We start from the raw sequence: 18,541 nt of genomic DNA, 5'->3' as shown, positions 1-18,541 counted from the left end.
TTCTTTCTCTTCCTTCGCGCCCTACCCTTCGGGAACGGCTCCGCCGAACGATCCGAAAGCGGTTCGTTAAATAAGTCTTAATTCCAAAGGTTAATCGATTTTAGATTTTTGATTTTTGATTTTAGATTAAAGAATGGAAGAAAGCCACCCCAGTGATAAATCCCCGGGCCCGGGATCAAATTGCTTGATTGTCAATAAATCCAAGTCTGCACAACCTTGCCCGCTAATTGCTGTCCCAACCAAGGCGTATTTGCCGATCGCGACTTCAGACTAGACCCATCAACAGTCCAACTCATATCCGGGTCGAACAGAATCAGCTCAGCAGAGACACCTGGTGCAACCCTGGCGCAGGTTTGCCCGAGACAAACGGCCGGCCCTGCGCTCAAAACTCGCCACAGTTCTAAAGCCGAAAATTCGCCGGTTTCTACCAGTCCGTGCCACAGTAAAGGCAAAGCTAATTCCAAACCGATCGCCCCGGGCGGACTATCAGCAAAAGCCACAGTTTTCTCCTCATAAGTATGCGGGTTGTGGTCGATCGCGATCGCATCAATTACCCCATCTTTCACAGCTTGAATCAGGGCTAATTGGTCGCTGAGATTGCCCAACGGCGGTTCTAGGTGTAAATTCGGGTCGTAGGCCAACGAAGCAGTGAGAGCATTTTTCCCGCCGGAATCTTTAGAGTTTCCTGAAATTGCCCCGACATTCAACAGCAAGTGCATCCAAGTCACACTCGCAGTCACCGGCAAACCCCGCGCCTTCGCATCTCGAATCAATTCCACACTGCGCGCCGTAGAAACCCGCATAATGTGCACCGGAGTGCCCGCAGATGCCACCAACTCAAGCATTGCCGCCAATGCCGAAGTTTCCGCACTCGCCGGAATTCCTGGCAAACCCAAGCGCACCGACACCGCACCCTCCCGCGCCGCGCCCTTTCCTGCTAAAGTTCGATCGCACGGCCACAAAGCCACAGACTTGCCCAAAGGCTGGATATACTCAAGCAAACGCCTCACCAGAGCCGGATTAGACAGCGGCAAACCGTCCGCAAAACCCACCACCGCAGAGGAGACCAGCTCGCCCAACTCAGCCATCTGCTGCCCTTTAACGCCCGCTGTCAGCGCGCCCCAAAAATACAAGCGGGGCCCCCCGGGCGACAAATTGCGGATATGTTGCTGCAACAATGCTAAACCGGCCAAATTGTCAATTGGCGGCGAGGTATCCGGCAAAATCGCCAGCCGCGTAAAACCGCCAGCCGCCGCAGCCTGTATCAAGGATTCCAGGGTTTCTCGATCCTCAAAACCCGGTTCTCCGCTGTGGCTGTAGATATCAGTTAACCCCGGCCCCAAAATCAGTCCCTGGCAATCCCGCACTTCCGTGTCAGCGGGATACTCAGCTATTTTTTCCTCAACTGCTTTGATATTACCTTCAGCAATCAGAATATCAGCGATGCGATCGATCTCTGAAACTGGATCTAGCACTCGTACATTTTGTAGCAGTTCGCGGCTCATAACTTAAGATTCAAATATTTTGAAGAAGGAAGAAGGAGGTACGAACCGCGAAGACGCGAAGGACACGAAGGAAGAAGGAAGAAGGAATAAAATCAACGGTTTCAGCAATTAAGAATTTCCTAACCATCGGGCGCGGTTGTTATCGACTTTTAAACTTTTTTCAGGCGGGCGAAGCGTAGCGGTGGGCGTTCCTTCCGCTACGGGTTCGCGCCCAGCACTTTACTAATTACAGTGCTCCTGCGGCTGTTTGGTCAAAAACGCCGCCGCTCAAATGAGTTGTGATATTCATCGCTTGTAATACCGGCAAACCATCGGGGCCGTGGGGATAATCTATCACGCTAACGGCTCCGTTTCCTTGTTTGAATTTCCAGAAATGTTCTGGTTCCAAACCGAATAGGTGGCAGAGAATTGCTTTGTTAATGGCATCGTGAGCAACCACAATCCCCGTACCAGAAACTGATTGTACAATTTCTCGCCAAGATGCGATCGCCCGAGTCCAAACGTGCTGCAAATTCTCTCCTTCGGGCATTTGCACTGTTTCTGGAGATGTTTTCCATTCCTCTAGCAAACCCGGATAGGATTGTTCTATTTCTGATTCAAATTTTCCTTCCCAAAGTCCGTGGCTGATTTCTCTCAACTCGTCGCGGAGTTCTAGTTGCAAACCGCTGTGATATTTGAGAATAATTTCTGCAGTTTCTTTCGGGCGCAGCATCGAACTGCTGATCGCAAAATCTAATTTTACATCCTTGAGAAATTCTGCTGCCCGCCGGGATTGTTCGCGGCCGTTATCGTTGAGAGGCACGTCAATTTGTCCCTGAAATTTACCTGCTTTATTCCAGTCTGTTTCGCCGTGACGCACCAGCAACAAGCGCGGGCCCCGGTGTCCGTCTCTCGGTTTGGGAAAAATTTCTCCGTTATGGGCCGTTAAATTTAGCGATTCTAATTGAACTGCAAATTTCTTTTTCGGATCGGCTTGCTCATCGGTGGCAACAGGGGAAGTTCCAAAATTAATGACACTAATCCCGCAATTTGACTGTTGAATCGATTGATAGTAATCCGGGGAAATTTCCGATATTGTAGCGATGAGCGCGCGGTTAATTCCGTTGTGACCTACTACTAGAATTGTTCCGTCCCGGTGGCGCGATAAAATTTCTTTCCAAAACTGTCGGGCGCTAGCAAAAATGGCTAATACTGGGAAGTGTTCGATTTCTCCGTCAGCAGATGGCAGTTTCATGGAAAATTTGTCTGGCTGTTTTTGCCACTGCTGATATGCTTCGGGGAATTTTTCGATCGCCTCTTGGCGCAGCATTCCTTCCCACAGAGGCAAATCGATTTCCATCAATTTATCGGTTGGCTGGAGTTGTGGCGGATTTGTCAAGCGCGACAGGATAATTTCGGCTGTTTCTTTGGCTCGTTGTAGGGGACTGGTATAGGCGGCATCAAAGGCGATACTGCTGAGTGTGTCGCCTACTTGCAGGGCGCCGCTGCGGCCTGCTTCTGTCAAAATCGATTTATCCAGGCGGCCTTGGATGCGACGTTCTTGATTGTATGTGCTTTTGCCGTGACGGACTAAGATAATGCGAGTCATTCGATTTTAGATTTTAGATTTTAGATTTTAGATTTAGCCTGCTACCCAGCGGAGGTTGCGCCGTGCGGATCTTACCTCATACATCGGCTTATGCCGCACTACTCCTGTAGGGGGCGCTACAAGCACCGCTGCACTCTCGGTGGAAACCTTACGCATACATGGCGGAGGGAGGATTTGTGGCGTAAGTCTTGTTGAGGCGAGTCAAAAAGATAAGCCAGTGAAATTTTACCAGTTGTCGGGATACTCTCGTCTGCAACGACCTATGATTAAAGACGGAAAAGATTTAGCCACGGATTCGCGCGGGACGGAAAAGCAGGAATGACACTGAAGCGGGTAATTTTAGGTATTTTAACGGCGATCGCGATCGCTCTGGTCGGTTTATCTTTAGTTGCTAGTTGGAATCAGCCACAAATTCAAAGCCGGCTGGAACTCTACCAGACAAATTTGCTGCTTCACGCCTCTGAGTGGCAAGGAGAAAATAATCAGAGTGCTAATTTAAGTTCGGCGCGCAACAATATTGTCGGTGCAGATCCTTTAAATACGGCTTTGACGCAATATCAAGAAGCGCGAGACTCGACTCGCAAAACTCTCGAAACAACTCAATCACAATTTAAAGGAATTCAGTCTGCCATCGCCTCTAAGTCTGCTGACAATACTCTGAATATTGCTCAAAATAAGGCTTTGTCAGAGACGATAGAGCAACAGTCAGCGCTGCTAAACGAACTTGATTTGCGCTTAGGAATTTTGCAGGCAAGCAGCGGCAAAACTCAGGCGGCGCTCCAAACTTGGAAAAATTTAGTTGAGCGGTACAATACTCAAATTGATTACGACTCTTCGGCGGTAACTGCTAAAGTTTTAACGGGAATTTGGAGCAATCCGGCTCAACTGCTACCGGATGCCGAGCAGAACATTAAAAAGTCTTTGGATGGCTGGTTTCGCTATCGCGCTCTAGCTCAACTTTACAAGCTGCAAGAACGTTCTAAAGAGCTGGTGGCGCTGCAAGCTGCAGAGCAAGCAACGGCAGAGCAAGCTGTAGAAAAGTTGGCAATTATAGTTGGCGTTCCGGCGATCGCACTTTGTATTGGCACGGTTTTGCTGGTTGGTTTGACCGTGCAGTGGCTGTTGCAGCGGCAGCAGTTAGATCCAGCAGGTTCCGGCCCGGTGTTGGCGCGAAATGCGAGCTTGACTTGGGATGTGCCTTGGGATGGTGAGATTGTTTGGCAGGTACTTGTGGTCGGCTTTTTCTTTGTCGGGCAAATCTTGATTCCCTATTTGTTGCTGCCTGTTTCTCTGGCTGTTTTAAAACTCAATCCTGCTACTTTTGATCCGCGCGAGAAGGCTTTTTATATCTTTGCTACTTATTTGTTGCTGTCGGCTGGGGGGCTTTCGGTACTGTATTTTTCGGTCAAGTCTTTTTTGCCTTTGCCTGAAGGTTGGTTTCGGATTAATTGGCGGGGAAGTTGGTTTTTGTGGGGTTTTGGCGGCTATTTTGTTGCTTTGCCTTTGGTCGTTTTGGTGTCGCTGATCAATCAGCAATTTTGGCAGGGACAAGGTGGCAGCAATCCGATTTTGCCGATAGTTCTCGAAGGTAGGGACAACGTGGCTTTGGCGGTGTTTTTCGGCACTGCTGCGATCGCCGCTCCGGTTTTTGAGGAAATTGTGTTTCGGGGCTTTCTGCTGCCTTCTCTGACTCGCTATTTGCCTGTTTGGGGGGCGATCGCCGCTTCTGCTTTCTTGTTTGCGGTGGCTCACTTGAGTGTCTCTGAGATTCTGCCTTTGGCGACTTTGGGTGCGGTTTTGGGGTTTGTGTACACGCGCTCGCGCAATCTCCTCGCTCCTATGCTTCTCCACAGTCTTTGGAACAGCGGTACTCTCCTGAGTCTGTTTCTTTTGGGCGGCGGCGCGAGTTAATTCGGACGGTTGTTAATAATTGTGAATTAACCGGCTTTTTTTGATAGCGATGGTCAGGGCGATAAACTCTTGCCAAAAACAGCAGTAGGGTGTTCGGTGCGCCCCTGATATCTAGTCCGGTAAAATAACCCGAATTCCAGTAGGGGCGGGTTCACCCTAATCTGTAATATCAGCAACAGAGCCAGCTCCCTAGGGGCCCGGGTCGCTTATTTTAGCGGAAAAACTTGGTTTAACATGGAAGTAATATCTTGTCCGCTGATGATTGAGAGACTGACCCGGGCGCTTGTACCACACGGAAGTTGACAATCCGGCTAATTTATAGGTAAATTTTAATTTAGGATGAGGCTTAAACCCAATGAGCAATTTGAACAGCCGCAAGTTAGAGGGAACGCCGAGTTGGATGCGTTTCGCACCCTACGCAGCCTTGGGCCTTTTAATATTTTCTCTCAATTCAGGCAGCGAACTAAATTATTTCTTGAGAGGCTACTTGGTCATTCTACAAGCTCAAGCCGGTATAGTTCTGCTGTATTTTGCGATGTCTAAGTTTCGCAAAAATCCAAATAAATGAGTAAAAATTAGTAAGATTACTTAACTCGCTCGTTAAAGGTCGAGGGTTAAAGGTCGATCGCGGAAGTTAAAATAAAAAAATGGGGAAAGTAAAAATGGTAAAAGATAAAACCGTAGCAGTTGTGTTAGCTTTCTTTGTAGGAGGTTTCGGAATTCACAAATTTTATTTGGGCAATAACTTAGCAGGGGTATTATACTTGCTATTTTCTTGGACATTAATTCCGTCACTGATCGCATTTTTCGATTTTCTCGGCCTGCTGCTGATGTCAGAACAAGCTTTTCAGGTACAATACAATGGCGGAACTTTGCCATCTGGGTATGTCCTCAGAGCGGCAAAAGATGTTACTGGGGCGATCGGCGAATTAAAAAAACTTTACGATCAGGGCGCAATTACGGCCGAAGAATATGAAGAAAAACGCCAAAAACTGCTGCGAGAATTGTAATTAAGAAGGAAGGAAGAAGGAAGAAGGAAGAAGGAAGAAGGAAGAAGAAGGAAGGAAGAAGGAAGAAGGAAGAAGGAAGAAGAAAGCCCACTATTAAAAAAGTGGGATTGAAATAAGTGTGAGATCACAGATATTTAAGGATATAACTAAAGTGTCTCAAGATTTATACTGGCTGCGTCAAACTCCAAATTGGGTGTGGTATGCTTTTATTCCCTACTTCGGCGGATTGGCGATCGCCTATGCAGGCCAAAAGTCAAATATTCGCAGTTGGATGGGATGGGGTGTTGCCATTACTTTAGCAGCACTAGCGGTATCTTCATCAGCTAATTTGGGTACGCTCGTTTGGATTGCTCAAATTGTCACTGCTTTTAGTTTGAAAAAGCGCTATCTCATCAAAACCGCACCCAGAGGTTTACTGGTTCCGGCAACTGCAACAAATGCCGAAGAACTGGCAAACGTGCGCGGCAAGATAGATATTAATGAGTGTACCAAAGACGATATGGTCAGAATCTTGGGTTTGCCGATCGTCTACGCCAACGATATTGAATCTTTGCAAAACGAAGGCTACATTTTTACCCACGCCGAAGAGTTATCAGAAATAGCCGGAGTCCCCGAAAGTCACGTTCGACGCATCGCCCCGATGATTTGCTTCAGCTACAATTATCAAAAAGAAGCGCAGTTTACTTGGAAACGGTTAAATATTCTTTCGCCGGAAGAGTTAATCGCCAGCGGTTTAGATCGGGTTGTTGCCGAAAAAATAGTTAGAGAAAGGCAGAGAAAAGGCGCTTACAAATCAGTTGTCGAAGTCAAGCGGCGGACGGGACTGCCTTTTGATTCCTACCGCCATATTTGTTAATTTGCAGGGGAACGACTATTCAAACATCCACGCCTGAAAATCTGATTTCAGAAATAGAAGACATGGGGCGAAGTGAACGCCCCAGTTGAGAAAGTAATCTGGTGGTAATTCTCCTGGGCTTGCTTAAGTGGCAATTTCAACCGGATAAAAGAAGTGGTAGCATCTCTAAAATCTAAAATCTAAAATCTCAAGCAGAAATAGAAGACATGGGGCGAAGTGAACGCCCCAGTTGAGAAAGTCATCTGGTGGTAATTCTCCTCGACTTTGTTAAGTGGCAATTTCAACCGGATAAAAGAAGTGGTAGCATCTCTAAAATCTAAAATCTAAAATCTAAAATCTAAAATCTAAAATCGATTGATTGATTGATTTTCTGCCAGATGAGAGGATTCAAGCGTAGCATGGCAAAAAAGGTCGATCGCCTCCTGGTAATTGACCTTCAATGCACCTGCAGGCAAAAATCTCCCCCAGCAGGCGGACCCAGGGAAATTATTAAAAAAGTATTTATCCTCTTGACATTTACACAAAATAATGATATTAACATATATTGGTGAAAAGCGTACTTTTCCCTAGAATCAACTCGAATCGGGGGGTACTACCATTTGAGATTAGAGATTTGAGAATTGGGAATGACTCGTGAGAATCGGGGTTTGAAGCTTGCCTACAGTTGCATGATTTTTTTGAACTGGAATAAGTTTTCAAGACTCGACCTTAAATATCAGTGGTAAGCTATCTGAATTATTATTGAAATGCAAAACGACACAATAGTAGCAGTACCGCTAACATCAAATTATGTCTGACTCTCCTCCATCCCAAATCTCCCCAGAAGCTGCACCGTCCAGTGCTGCTACCGAAAACCGCAGTGCTAAAACTCGGCAACTGTTGGGCATGAAAGGGGCCGCTAGTGGGGAAACTTCCATCTGGAAGATTCGCTTGCAACTGATGAAACCGATTACCTGGATTCCCCTAATTTGGGGCGTTGTGTGCGGGGCGGCGTCTTCTGGAAACTATGTTTGGAACCTAGAGAATTTCTCGATCGCAGCAGCTTGTATGTTGATGTCAGGGCCGTTGCTGGCAGGGTACACTCAAACTTTAAACGATTTTTACGATCGCGACATCGACGCCATTAACGAACCCTACCGTCCGATTCCCTCCGGTATCATCTCGATTCCCCAAGTAGTAACGCAAATATTGGTATTATTGGCCGCTGGCATTGGGGTGGCTTATGCTCTAGACTTGTGGGCGGGTCATGAATTCCCGACAATGACTGTTTTGACTCTCGGCGGCGCGTTTCTAGCTTATATCTACTCTGCGCCTCCGCTGAAACTCAAGCAGAATGGCTGGTTGGGAAATTATGCCCTGGGTGCTAGCTACATTGCCCTGCCTTGGTGGGCGGGTCAAGCTTTGTTTGGTAAACTAGATCCCACCATTATGATCTTGACCCTGTTTTACAGTTTGGCAGGGCTGGGGATTGCGATAGTCAACGATTTCAAAAGTGTTGAAGGCGATCGGCAATTAGGGTTAAAATCTTTGCCAGTGATGTTTGGCATTAGCACCGCAGCTTGGATTTGCGTGTTGATGATCGACATATTTCAAGCTGGGATTGCAGGCTACCTGATTAGCATCCACCAAAACCTTTACGCTGTCATTCTGCTGCTGCTGATAATTCCCCAAATTACTTTTCAGGATATGTACTTTTTGCGCAATCCCCTGGAAAATGATGTTAAATATCAGGCAAGTGCTCAGCCTTTCCTGGTTTTGGGTATGCTGGTAGCAGCCTTGGCACTGGGTCATGCGAGTTAAGCAGAGTTTTGAGGTTTGAATTAAAAATTTTGAATGTAAAAAATCTAATTCACTTCTCAAAAAAATACCAAGCTCTGTAGTGTTAAGAAAAGTTTTGAATTTTGACTTATGAATTAAAAAAAAATTAATTCAAAAAATCTAATTCAAGGCAGCGTGTTATTCAAGAAAAAATGTCGAATTAAAAATTAAGAATTAAAGAAAGCTAGCTTTTTTAATTTTTAATTTTTAATCGGACTTGATGAGGTTTGAAGGTCTGAACGTGGCAGAATTTTTCTCAAATATCAAAGATAAGTTGAGCAAAGTCACTAACGCAATAAGCGGTAATTCCGATGGAGAACCGCCGAAGGCTGCGAAGGGCAATAAGCTCAAATCGCCGGAATCGGAGGCGGAATTTTATACAGGGATAAGGGAGGAGCGATCGGAGTATGTGGTATCGGAAGATGCTGCACCTGTAGAAGAGCCAGAATATTTAGAGTCAGAATATTTAGAGCCAGAATACGCTCGATATCCAATAGTCAAGCGCGATTGGGAAGGGTTGAAGCGCTTAATTGCTTGGTTGGAAATTGAACCTCAAGTTACCAGCTTGCAAACGAAGGGAAAAGAATTGTTGCGGCCGGGATTAAGTTTGCTGGCAACTAAATTACCCCAAAAATCCGATAGTAGCGAATTGCCGGAAAATAGCGCAGCGCAGAACACCGAACTGCAGAGAAATACGGCACTACAGGAAAATAGCGCAGCGCAGGAAAATACTAAAAAACGGATCTCCCGCAGCCCTAGATTTTGGATAAGTTTAGGTGTGGCAAGTATAGGCGGGGGCGCTTTAATCTACTGTTTATGGATTTTGTACACCTTAGACAAAGGTTTGCCGGATGTTAACGATTTGTCGGCCTTTAACCGCGACGGGACACTGACAATTAAGGCGGCAGATAATACGATTTTGTTGCAGTCGGGACCGGCAACTAGAGATAAACTGAAACTTCAAGAAATTCCCGAACTGTTGGTTAAAGCTTTTATTTCCATAGAAGACCGCCGTTTTTACAAACATCGGGGGGTGGATTATCAAGGTATTGTGCGATCGATGGTTTCTAATTTGATAGCGAGAGATTTAGTGCAGGGCGGCAGTACAATTACGCAACAATTGGCTCGCGTTGTTTTTCTCAATCAGGAAAGAAGTATTAGGCGGAAGCTTAGGGAAGCTCTTTTAGCTCAGAAAATAGAGCGGGAGTTGAGTAAAGACCAAGTTTTAGAAAGGTATTTAAATCTGGTTTATTTGGGTTCGGATGCCTACGGAGTGGCAGATGCGGCTTTGGTTTTCTTTAGCAAAACAGTCGATCAATTAACTTTGGCAGAGATGGCAACTTTGGCGGGTTTGCCGCCGGCACCGAGCGAATATTCGCCTTTGGTTAATCCGGATATGGCTAAGCAACGCCGCAATCTTGTGCTCCAACAAATGCAGGAAGCGAAGGTAATTACAGAGGCTCAGGCGAAGGAGGCGATGGCGGAACCTATGGCGGTTAAACCAAGTCCGCCGAAACGGTTTCAAGTGGCGGCGCCTTATTTTGCTAGTTACATTCGGAAGGAATTGCCCCGCTATGTTTCTCAGGATGCTTTGGAAGCTGGGGGTTTGACTGTTGAAACGACGGTGGATTTGAAGTGGCAGAAAATAGCGGAAGAGGTTATTAAAAATGCGATCGAAGTAGATGGCCGCCGTCAGGGTTTTGAACAGGCGGCTTTAGTTTCTATGGACACTCAGACTGGGGAAGTTAAGGCGCTGGTGGGCGGCGGAAATTTTAAGGAAAGTCAGTTTAATCGCGCTACCCAGGCTTTGCGGCAGCCCGGATCGACGTTTAAAGGGTTGGTTTATGCCGCGGCGATGGCGGCTGGTTTTTCTCCCTATGACAGTTACGAAGACGAACCAATTATTATCGACGGCTATCAACCGAATAATTATGGCAAAAAATTTAGCGGTTGGCGATCGATGTCTGATGCTTTGACACGTTCGGTGAATGTCGTAGCTGTGAAGGTGTTGATGGATGTGGGGTTTGAACCGACGATAAAATTAGCCCACGATATGGGAATTAAGTCTAAATTGAGTCCGATTTATTCCCTAGCTTTGGGTTCTTCGGAGGTGAATTTGCTGGAGTTAACCAATGCTTACGGTACTTTAGCATCGCAAGGGAATTTTATTGAAGCCCACGGAATTACTCGGGTGATTAATCAGCGGGGAGATGTGATTTATCAGGCTAATTTTAAACCGAAGCGGGTTTTGGATAAGGATAGCGCTGCGATTACTACTTGGATGTTGGAGGGTGTTGTGCAAGACGGTACGGGGGGGCCTGCGGCTTTGTCCGATCGCCCTGTAGCGGGCAAAACCGGTACTTCGGAAAATGTCAGGGATTTGTGGTTTATTGGTTACATTCCACAGGTTGTGACTGGCGTTTGGCTGGGGAATGATGATAATTATCCCACATGGGGAACTAGCGGTACGGCGGCGTATAATTGGCGCGATTTTATGAGTCAAGCTGTTAAGGGAATGCCGGTTGAGAAGTTTCCGAAGTTGCCGCAGTTGGAGGGCCGCAAAGGCAGTATTAAGGCTAAACCGGTGCAGCCTAATAGGATTATTCGGGGGATGATTGTGAATGATGATGGGGCGATCGTCCCTTACAATCCTAATCCTGAACCGAAGTATTACCCACCGCAAGAGCCTGCTTATCAAGAGCCTGCTTATCAAGAGCCTGCTTATCAAGAACCTGCTTATCAAGAACCGCAATATTAAACGGGTTTTGCCAACAATTGCCACCCTCGGGGGCGGGTTTCAGCAACAATAATTGCCTAAAACCAATAATCTCATAAACCCCCCCACTCCGGCCGATAAATCACAATCTACAAATCTAATCTTGCTTTAGCCTCACCATAAAAAAGCCGTCCATTTGATTTCGGTGCGGCCAAACTTTTACCCATCCTTCGGGTGATGGCTGTACGGGTAAATCAATTGTTGGCGGTTCTATTTGCCAGTGAGGATTGCTGTCTAAGAACGATCGAATAACTGTTTCATTTTCCAAGGGATGAATTGTGCAAGTTGCATAAACTAATACGCCGCCGGACTTGACAAATGTCGCTGCATTTGCTAGCAATTCCGATTGCAGTTGGGATTGTGTTTGAATGTTTTCGGGCGTGTGGCGCCAGCGGGCGTCGGCGCGGCGGTGGAGGGTTCCGAGGCCGGAACAAGGTGCGTCTAATAAAACTCTGTCTGCGAGGTTAACAAACTCTGGGAAATGGCGGCTGTCTCCGGTATGAATTTTAATGGATTTCATCTGGAGTCTGTCTGCATTTTCTGTGAGTTTTTTGAGTCTGCTGGCGGTTTTGTCGCAGGCATAAATAGTGCCTGTATCCTGCATTAATTCGGCGCTGTGGGTGGTTTTTCCCCCGGGCGCGGCGCAGGCGTCGATGATGGTTTCCCCTGGCTGGGGCCCTAGTAAATGGGTGACTAATTGAGCGCTGCTGTCTTGGATTGTCCACCAACCTTCGCTGTATCCGGGGAGGTTTTGAATTGCGCCGATGGTGCCATTTAGTCTTAATGCTTGTGGCAAGTGTGGGATTCTGCTAACGCTGATGTTTTGGGATTTGAAGGCGGTTTCAATTTGGGCGATCGAGCTTTTTAAGGGATTGATTCTCAGGTCAATTGTGGGGGATTGGTTGAACCATTCACAGAGTTGTTCGGTTTCGGTTTCGCCTATTTGTTCTATCCACAATTCTACCAGCCAGTCGGGGAAGCTGTGCAAAATTCCTAGGCGTTCAACGGTTGATTTATAATTAGTAACTTTTAATGGGTTTAAGTCGTTATCTGTTAAACGGATGTATTGGCGCAACAAACCGTTGACAAAACTGCTGAGTCCTGAAAATCCGTTTTCTTTTGCTAGTTGAACGGTGGTGTTGACGGCGGCGGAGGGGGGAATATGGTTGAGATATTCGAGTTGATATAAGCCTAAATGTAGGATGGTGCGGAGTTCGGGCGGTTGTTGGAAGGATTTCTTTGTGGCTAGTTTGTCGATGATAAAGTCGATCGATCGCATTCTCCTGACGCTACCGTAAACTAATTCTGTGACTAAACGCCGATCGAGGTCGTTGAGTTGAGAATTGCTGAAAGCGCGATCGAGTGCGGCATCTGCGAATGCACCGCGGCGGTGGACTTCGCGGAGTGCGAGAAAGGCTATTTGGCGGGGATTTTGCATGGTTAGTTACTGATAAAAATTCTCGGCGATGGGAAATCGCGTCTACACAAACAAAGTCCGCCTTCGCGCACTATAATCTAAATAACTGCTTATTTATTTTACCATTTCCTGTTTCGAGTTTCTGTACCCTTGATTAAAAGGTAATATCTTATGACTCAAACATCTGTAAAAAATACAAAAAATCTAGAACAACAAACTCCTTCGGAAGATGCAGAAAAGATGCTGCCTCTGGAAAATGGCGATCGGCTTTCGCAGCCTGAATTTCACGATCGCTATGTCGCCATGCCGCACGTTAAGAAAGCTGAACTAATAGAAGGAGTTGTGTATATGCCATCGCCAGTACGTCACAGAAGTCACGGTCAACCTCATGCCAGGATTACAGGATGGTTGTCCCACTATTGGGTAGCAACCCCTGGTGTTGATTTGGGTATTGAAACTACTGTATTTTTAGATGGCGATAATGAACCGCAGCCAGACGCTTTGCTGCGAATTGAAAATGGGGGAAATTCGCGCATTACTGATGATGATTACGTGCAAGGTGCGCCGGAATTGATTGTTGAAATAGCCGCTAGTACCGCGTCTTACGATTTGCACGATAAGAAAAAGGCTTATCGGCGAAATGGGGTGCAGGAGTATATTGTTTGGCAGATTAACAAAAAACGTTTGTATTGGTTTAGGCTAGATAAAGGTAAGTATGTTTCCATTCAACCTGATGAGAATGGTGTTGTACACAGTGTAGTTTTTCCTGGTTTGCGGTTGGCTGTGGCGGCTTTGTTGGAGGGTGATTTAGCGCAGGTGATGAGGGTGTTGCAGGAGGGGATTAATTCGGCTGAACATGGGGAGTTTGTTAAGTTTCTCGGCGGTTGAAACGGCGCCTACACAAAGAAAACCCGCCTCAACCAAAGAAACCGGGTTTTTGGCCGTTTTTCCGCTGTAACGTGTCTTGTGGGCAAAAAACCCGGTTTCTGACTACCCCTGCGTCCAGGACTATAAAAGTTTCAAATTTCCTCTGGATTTATCCCCATTTCTCGCAATTTTTCCGATAGGCGATCGGCTTTTTGCTGTACTAACTCTTTCTCCTCTCGTTCTTGTTCCATTTGTTGCTGCGCTTGTTCGATTTGTCTTGATAACTCCACATAAGACAAAAACTTCAGTCCGTCGGGACGATAAATTTCTAACTCTCCCGATGCAGTTTCAAAACGGATTTCCAAACGCGGACTTACCCAACCCTCCATTGATTCAATATAGTTGAGTCCTCCGTCACTTCGCACCCAACCCATTAACTCATTATCCTCTGGATCGTAGACATAATATTCTTCGACTCCATAATTCTCATAGAACTTAAACAGCTTAAACATTGCTGTCATGCGGTTGCCGGGGGAGATGATTTCAAAGACAACTTGCGGCGCAATATTATCTTCAAGCCACTGTTTGTAGGAACCTCTGTCACCTTTGGGTCTGCCAAAGACTACCATAGTATCAGGTGCTTGGCGAGTTTTGTTATCTCCTTCGACGGGATACCACAGTAAATCACCTGCTACAAAGACATTTTCGTTGTCTTTGAATAAAGCATCTATTCCGCCTTGAATTTTTACAATTAATTGGAACTGTTTGGTATTGTCAGACATGGGTTTTCCGTCGCTGTCTGGGTAGATGATTTCTGGCAAAGTTTGAGAGGGAATTGTTGTTGTCATGGGGATGACTCCATTGCTAGTAGCATCAATTTCTATTTTATATCTATTTTATAGGACTTACGCAGGGGGCCCAGAAACCGGGTTTTTTTACGAAATCACTTCCTTCGTACTCGAAGATTAGGTAAAAAACCCGGTTTCTTTGCGGGAGTGCGTAAGTCCTGTTTTACTTATTCTGGTTTGGTTGACACCAATGGTTCTAATAAATTGCGTTCTTCTATGGCAAGTTCTAGCAAAACTCGTCTGTCGCCCTTTGTTTCCTTATAGCGGACTGCCGCATTCAGCAGGCGCATGGGAATTTGGAATTGTTTGTAGTTGCTGGTTAGTTTTTGCCACAATTCTAACCAAGTGCGTGCGGCTTTGTCGCTGACCATTTCTGACATTAGCGCGGGGATGTTTCGCACAATTCCCTGTCCTAAGATTGAGAGAGATTTGTATTTTTCATAAACGGCTATCAGGCTGGTGATGCGAGTTTGAGATCTCGCTAGATCGTGCGTGTTGATGAACAGGTTGCGGATAATTAAATCGGCATCTTCTGCATAAGCTTCATAACCTGGTTCTAGGCGTTGGAATGCGTCGTCTAAGTCGGCGATACCTTCATCCCAACGATTTAATCCGAGAATGGCAATGGCGCGATTGAAGAATACAGGTGCACCTTCCTGACCAAGTTCGATCGCTTTGTCGCAAGATATTAAAGCTTCTTCATAGCGGCCGAGATTATCCAGCGTCCAGCCTCGGCTAAACCAAGCCCACTCATAATTGCTGTCAAGTTCGATCGCCCGATCGTAAGATACTAAGGCTTCTTCATAGCGTTTGAGGTTGTCGAGTACATCGCCTCGCTTAGCCCAAGCCCCCTGATAATTGGCATCAAGTTCGATCGCCCTATCAACGGATTCTAAAGCTTCATTGTAGCGTTTGAGGTAGGTGAGTACATTGCCTCGATTAGTCCAAGCCCACTGATAATTGTCATCAAGTGCGATCGCGCGATCAAAGGATTCTAAGGCTTCTTCATAGCGTTGGAGGTTGTCGAGTACATCGCCTCGCTTAGCCCAAGCCCACTGATAATTGGCATCAAGTTCGATCGCCAGATCACAGGATTCTAAGGCTTCCTCATAGCGTTGGAGGTTGTCGAGTACATCCCCTCGCTGAACCCAAGCCCACGGATCATTCTCACCAAGTTTGATCGCGCGATCAAAGGATTCTAAGGCTTCTTCATAGCGTTCAAGATTTTTGAGTATATCGCCTCTCCTAGCCCAAGCCCACGGATCATTCTCGCCAAGTTCGATCGCGCGATCAAAGGATTCTAAGGCTTCTTCATAGCGTTCAAGGTTTTTGAGTATATCGCCTCTGGCAGTCCAATGCCACGGATCATTGTCGTCAAGTTCGATCGCGCGATCGAAGGATTCTAAGGCTTCTTCATAGCGTTCAAGGTTTTTGAGTATATCGCCCCTCGTAGTCCAAGTCCACGGATCGTTCTCGCCAAGTTCGATCGCGCGATCAAAGGATTCTAAGGCTTCTTCATAGCGTTCAAGGTTTTTGAGTACAATGCCTCGTAAAACCCAAACAAGCTGAAAATTGGCATCAAGTCCCATCAACATATCACAAGATATTAAGGCTTCTTCATAGTGTTTGAGGTTGTTGAGTAGATAACCTCGCTTAGCCCAAGCCCCTCGATCATTGGAGTCAAGTTTGAGCGCCCTATCGTAAAATTCTAAGGCTTCTTCATAGCGTTTTCTCTCATAGTATACATCGCCTACGATATGCCAAACCCTTGCATCATCATAATTGGAGTCAATTGCAATAGCTTTGCCTAAACATTCTAAAGCTTCATCGTCGCGTTCCAGACTAATTAAGCAGAATCCATTTAGCAACCAATCCTTTGCCTCGCCGCGACTTGTTACTAATTTTTCCGCATATGCTAAAGCAGAAACATAGTCTTTTTGTTCAATACAATTTTCAAATTCATCAAAATAAGCCTTCAGACGCGGGTCTTCCTCATTTCTCTCAATAGCCTCAAGCGCCCGCGTATAATATTCTCGTTCCATCACAGCATCAGGTGGAATCGGTTTCAAACCTTGCCGATACATAAAATGACATTCTTTCTCCGCCAAATCAACATCCGCCATCCTCAATCCCAATCGCTGCTGCAATTCTTGCCGCGTATACCAAACCCGAATAAAATCCACAATTAATCGAATCGGTTGATTTCGCTGCTTCTTTACCTCCAGACAAAAACGCATCAAGGGTTCCCGCAATTCATACCACGATTCCCGTCCAATTTCCTCAGTTTTGACATAACCCTTATCTCGCAAATCTTTAAGTTGGCTAGATACAGTTCGCTGCTCAATAAAACAGCGTTTAGCAATTTGTTTTACTGGTGCGGCACCACCTCGATCGCACAAAAAGTCAACAATCTTTCGCTGCTGATTTGAAAGATATTTCATCCGATCCTGATAGTAGGGCGTGAGGCTGTCCAGCATTTCCATGAACGGTTCTACCAATTTATCGAGCGATTCAGGAGTCATCAGAAAAGCCGAAAAAACAATGTAGACGCGAGGACTGCCACCAGAAAGGTAACGCACAACTTTAATGCGATCGCGCCCTGTGGGACTTTGAATAAAAGATGCTAAATCATTATTCCCTTCTAACTTGGCAATATGATTTAATAAAGCTACAGCATCATCGAGCTTAAACTCATCTAATTCATGTAAATCAAAAAAGCCATAAAAAGGATTATTAGAGAGCTTGACTCCATCAAACAAGCTTTGTGATGTTGCCAAAATTGTCAAAAACGAATAATTTTTAATGTACGCCATCAACTGCTTCTGCCCGAAATCCCCCAAGCCGCTAAACACGTCCTCTAAATTTTCGACTATCAACAACAGCACCCGCTTGCCCACAAAGTCTCTCAGCAATTCTGCGGCCTTAAATTCAGCTTGCTCCGGCGACAAATCATAAAGCTTTTCAACATCATCATGTAACTGGGCTTTATATTCTGGCTCATATTCTTTAGCAAGTGCCCGGAATATTCCCCGCAATAAATCCAAAAAAGACGCAATCCCCCATTCCTCTTCCTGCAGCCACGCAATTAGCAATTTATCCCGCAAATCTTCCATCTTAGCAACGCGATGATAAACCAGGGAAACCAAGTGCGTTTTGCCAATGCCGCGCGGCCCAATTAGCAGTTGAAAATGCTTGTTATCTGTTAGGGCGCTCACCCGAATTAGCTCTACTAAACGTTCTGCCAGTGCGTGACGCTGTACTAAGATAGCTTCCAGGGTTTCTGGTGACATCAAGCTAGGAGTAAATCGAGAGATAAATGTATTTTTCATAATATCTATTGGGTTTAACTGGTTCTCCGGCTGTGCCTGGGAACCGATATAAGCGAGGCTCTGCTTCGTCGGCTGCGGAGGAAAACAGGAGGCAGAGCCTCCGGATCAGCGTCCCCTGGCAGAGCCGGGGAACGAGACAATGCTTATTAACTTCCCGGCTGTGCCTGGGAACCCATATCGAGAGGCTCTGCCTCGTCGGTTGCCCAGGAAAACAGGAGGCAGAGCCTCCGGATCAGCGTCCCCTGGCAGAGCCGGGGAACGAGAAAATATCTATTGGGTTTAACTTCCCGGCTGTGCCTGGGAACCCATATCGAGAGGCTCTGCCTCGTCGGTTGCGCAGGAAAACAGGAGGCAGAGCCTCCGGAGCGGCGTCCCCAGGCAGAGCCTGGGAACGAGAAAATGCTTGTTAAACTAAGCTTTTAGAATTTGTACGTCTACTTTACCATAGGTTTTATAAATATACGTTAAATCTGTTGTATATTTTTTGAAGCAGTGTTAGACTGCCCTTAACAAGCAAACAAGCGCCCCTAGCTTTTACTAGAGACGCTTTCGATCGCTTATTTTTTTCAGAGCGACTGGCGGCCACCAGAAACGCTCATCAAGTTCCCATTTTTAC

At 46.2% G+C, this 18,541-nt stretch carries 12 protein-coding genes and 1 pseudogene; 8 read left to right on the top strand and 5 right to left on the bottom strand.

The window, feature by feature from the left end:
* Positions 1–191: 191 nt before the first annotated feature.
* Positions 192–1,505 (bottom strand): dihydroorotase, encoded by a 1,314-nt coding sequence (locus QUB56_RS01465; RefSeq protein ID WP_332952518.1) that lies wholly within the window; start codon positions 1,503–1,505, stop codon positions 192–194.
* A gap of 226 nt (positions 1,506–1,731) precedes the next feature.
* Positions 1,732–3,093 (bottom strand): histidine phosphatase family protein, encoded by a 1,362-nt coding sequence (locus tag QUB56_RS01460; protein ID WP_332952517.1) that lies wholly within the window; start codon positions 3,091–3,093, stop codon positions 1,732–1,734.
* A 318-nt stretch (positions 3,094–3,411) separates the two neighbouring features.
* Between QUB56_RS01460 and QUB56_RS01455 the strand changes: the two genes are divergently transcribed.
* The 7 genes and pseudogenes from QUB56_RS01455 to QUB56_RS01425 all read left to right on the top strand — a co-directional run bounded on the left by QUB56_RS01455 (position 3,412) and on the right by QUB56_RS01425 (position 11,446).
* Positions 3,412–5,004 carry a type II CAAX endopeptidase family protein gene (locus tag QUB56_RS01455; protein WP_332952514.1) on the top strand — a complete coding sequence of 531 codons (1,593 nt, stop codon included), beginning with the start codon at positions 3,412–3,414 and terminating at the stop codon, positions 5,002–5,004.
* A gap of 355 nt (positions 5,005–5,359) precedes the next feature.
* Entirely contained in the window at positions 5,360–5,572 is a 213-nt protein-coding gene (locus tag QUB56_RS01450; RefSeq protein WP_332952513.1) for a hypothetical protein, read from the top strand.
* 94 nt (positions 5,573–5,666) lie between these two features.
* Positions 5,667–6,014 carry an NINE protein gene (locus tag QUB56_RS01445; RefSeq protein WP_332952511.1) on the top strand — a complete coding sequence of 116 codons (348 nt, stop codon included), beginning with the start codon at positions 5,667–5,669 and terminating at the stop codon, positions 6,012–6,014.
* A gap of 151 nt (positions 6,015–6,165) precedes the next feature.
* On the top strand, positions 6,166–6,870 hold the full coding sequence (locus QUB56_RS01440) for a helix-hairpin-helix domain-containing protein (protein ID WP_332952509.1): 705 nt from the start codon (positions 6,166–6,168) through the stop codon (positions 6,868–6,870).
* A 35-nt stretch (positions 6,871–6,905) separates the two neighbouring features.
* Positions 6,906–7,031: pseudogene (locus tag QUB56_RS01435) on the top strand (DUF29 family protein); the annotation flags it as partial.
* Between the two features lie 628 nt (positions 7,032–7,659).
* On the top strand, positions 7,660–8,670 hold the full coding sequence (chlG, locus tag QUB56_RS01430) for a chlorophyll synthase ChlG (protein WP_332952508.1): 1,011 nt from the start codon (positions 7,660–7,662) through the stop codon (positions 8,668–8,670).
* Between the two features lie 238 nt (positions 8,671–8,908).
* Positions 8,909–11,446: a penicillin-binding protein 1A gene (locus tag QUB56_RS01425; protein ID WP_332952780.1), complete on the top strand. Its 2,538-nt coding sequence runs from the start codon at positions 8,909–8,911 to the stop codon at positions 11,444–11,446.
* Between the two features lie 115 nt (positions 11,447–11,561).
* Here the strand turns inward: QUB56_RS01425 and QUB56_RS01420 are convergent, their stop codons facing one another.
* Entirely contained in the window at positions 11,562–12,902 is a 1,341-nt protein-coding gene (locus QUB56_RS01420) for a 16S rRNA (cytosine(967)-C(5))-methyltransferase (protein ID WP_332952507.1), read from the bottom strand.
* A 150-nt stretch (positions 12,903–13,052) separates the two neighbouring features.
* Between QUB56_RS01420 and QUB56_RS01415 the strand changes: the two genes are divergently transcribed.
* Entirely contained in the window at positions 13,053–13,769 is a 717-nt protein-coding gene (locus tag QUB56_RS01415; RefSeq protein ID WP_332952504.1) for a Uma2 family endonuclease, read from the top strand.
* Positions 13,770–13,900: 131 nt separating this feature from the next.
* Here the strand turns inward: QUB56_RS01415 and QUB56_RS01410 are convergent, their stop codons facing one another.
* Together QUB56_RS01410 and QUB56_RS01405 are read right to left on the bottom strand one after the other, a co-directional pair.
* Entirely contained in the window at positions 13,901–14,596 is a 696-nt protein-coding gene (locus QUB56_RS01410) for a Uma2 family endonuclease (protein WP_332952502.1), read from the bottom strand.
* 167 nt (positions 14,597–14,763) lie between these two features.
* On the bottom strand, positions 14,764–17,925 hold the full coding sequence (locus tag QUB56_RS01405) for a tetratricopeptide repeat protein (protein ID WP_332952501.1): 3,162 nt from the start codon (positions 17,923–17,925) through the stop codon (positions 14,764–14,766).
* Positions 17,926–18,541 lie beyond the last annotated feature (616 nt).

Origin of the sequence: Microcoleus sp. AR_TQ3_B6 (assembly GCF_036702785.1) — a bacterium.
GTDB lineage: Bacteria > Cyanobacteriota > Cyanobacteriia > Cyanobacteriales > Microcoleaceae > Microcoleus.
This window is presented reverse-complemented; position numbering and strand designations above follow the sequence as displayed.

Excerpts from the sequence above, each read along its gene's own strand:
- QUB56_RS01455 (WP_332952514.1), top strand. The coding sequence starts at position 3,412 with ATGACACTGAAGCGGGTAATTTTAGGTATTTTAACGGCGATCGCGATC.
- QUB56_RS01460 (WP_332952517.1), bottom strand. The coding sequence starts at position 3,093 with ATGACTCGCATTATCTTAGTCCGTCACGGCAAAAGCACATACAATCAA.
- QUB56_RS01465 (WP_332952518.1), bottom strand. The coding sequence starts at position 1,505 with ATGAGCCGCGAACTGCTACAAAATGTACGAGTGCTAGATCCAGTTTCA.
- QUB56_RS01420 (WP_332952507.1), bottom strand. The coding sequence starts at position 12,902 with ATGCAAAATCCCCGCCAAATAGCCTTTCTCGCACTCCGCGAAGTCCAC.
- QUB56_RS01415 (WP_332952504.1), top strand. The coding sequence starts at position 13,053 with ATGACTCAAACATCTGTAAAAAATACAAAAAATCTAGAACAACAAACT.
- QUB56_RS01450 (WP_332952513.1), top strand. The coding sequence starts at position 5,360 with ATGAGCAATTTGAACAGCCGCAAGTTAGAGGGAACGCCGAGTTGGATG.
- QUB56_RS01405 (WP_332952501.1), bottom strand. The coding sequence starts at position 17,925 with ATGAAAAATACATTTATCTCTCGATTTACTCCTAGCTTGATGTCACCA.
- QUB56_RS01410 (WP_332952502.1), bottom strand. The coding sequence starts at position 14,596 with ATGACAACAACAATTCCCTCTCAAACTTTGCCAGAAATCATCTACCCA.
- chlG (WP_332952508.1), top strand. The coding sequence starts at position 7,660 with ATGTCTGACTCTCCTCCATCCCAAATCTCCCCAGAAGCTGCACCGTCC.
- QUB56_RS01445 (WP_332952511.1), top strand. The coding sequence starts at position 5,667 with ATGGTAAAAGATAAAACCGTAGCAGTTGTGTTAGCTTTCTTTGTAGGA.
- QUB56_RS01425 (WP_332952780.1), top strand. The coding sequence starts at position 8,909 with ATGAGGTTTGAAGGTCTGAACGTGGCAGAATTTTTCTCAAATATCAAA.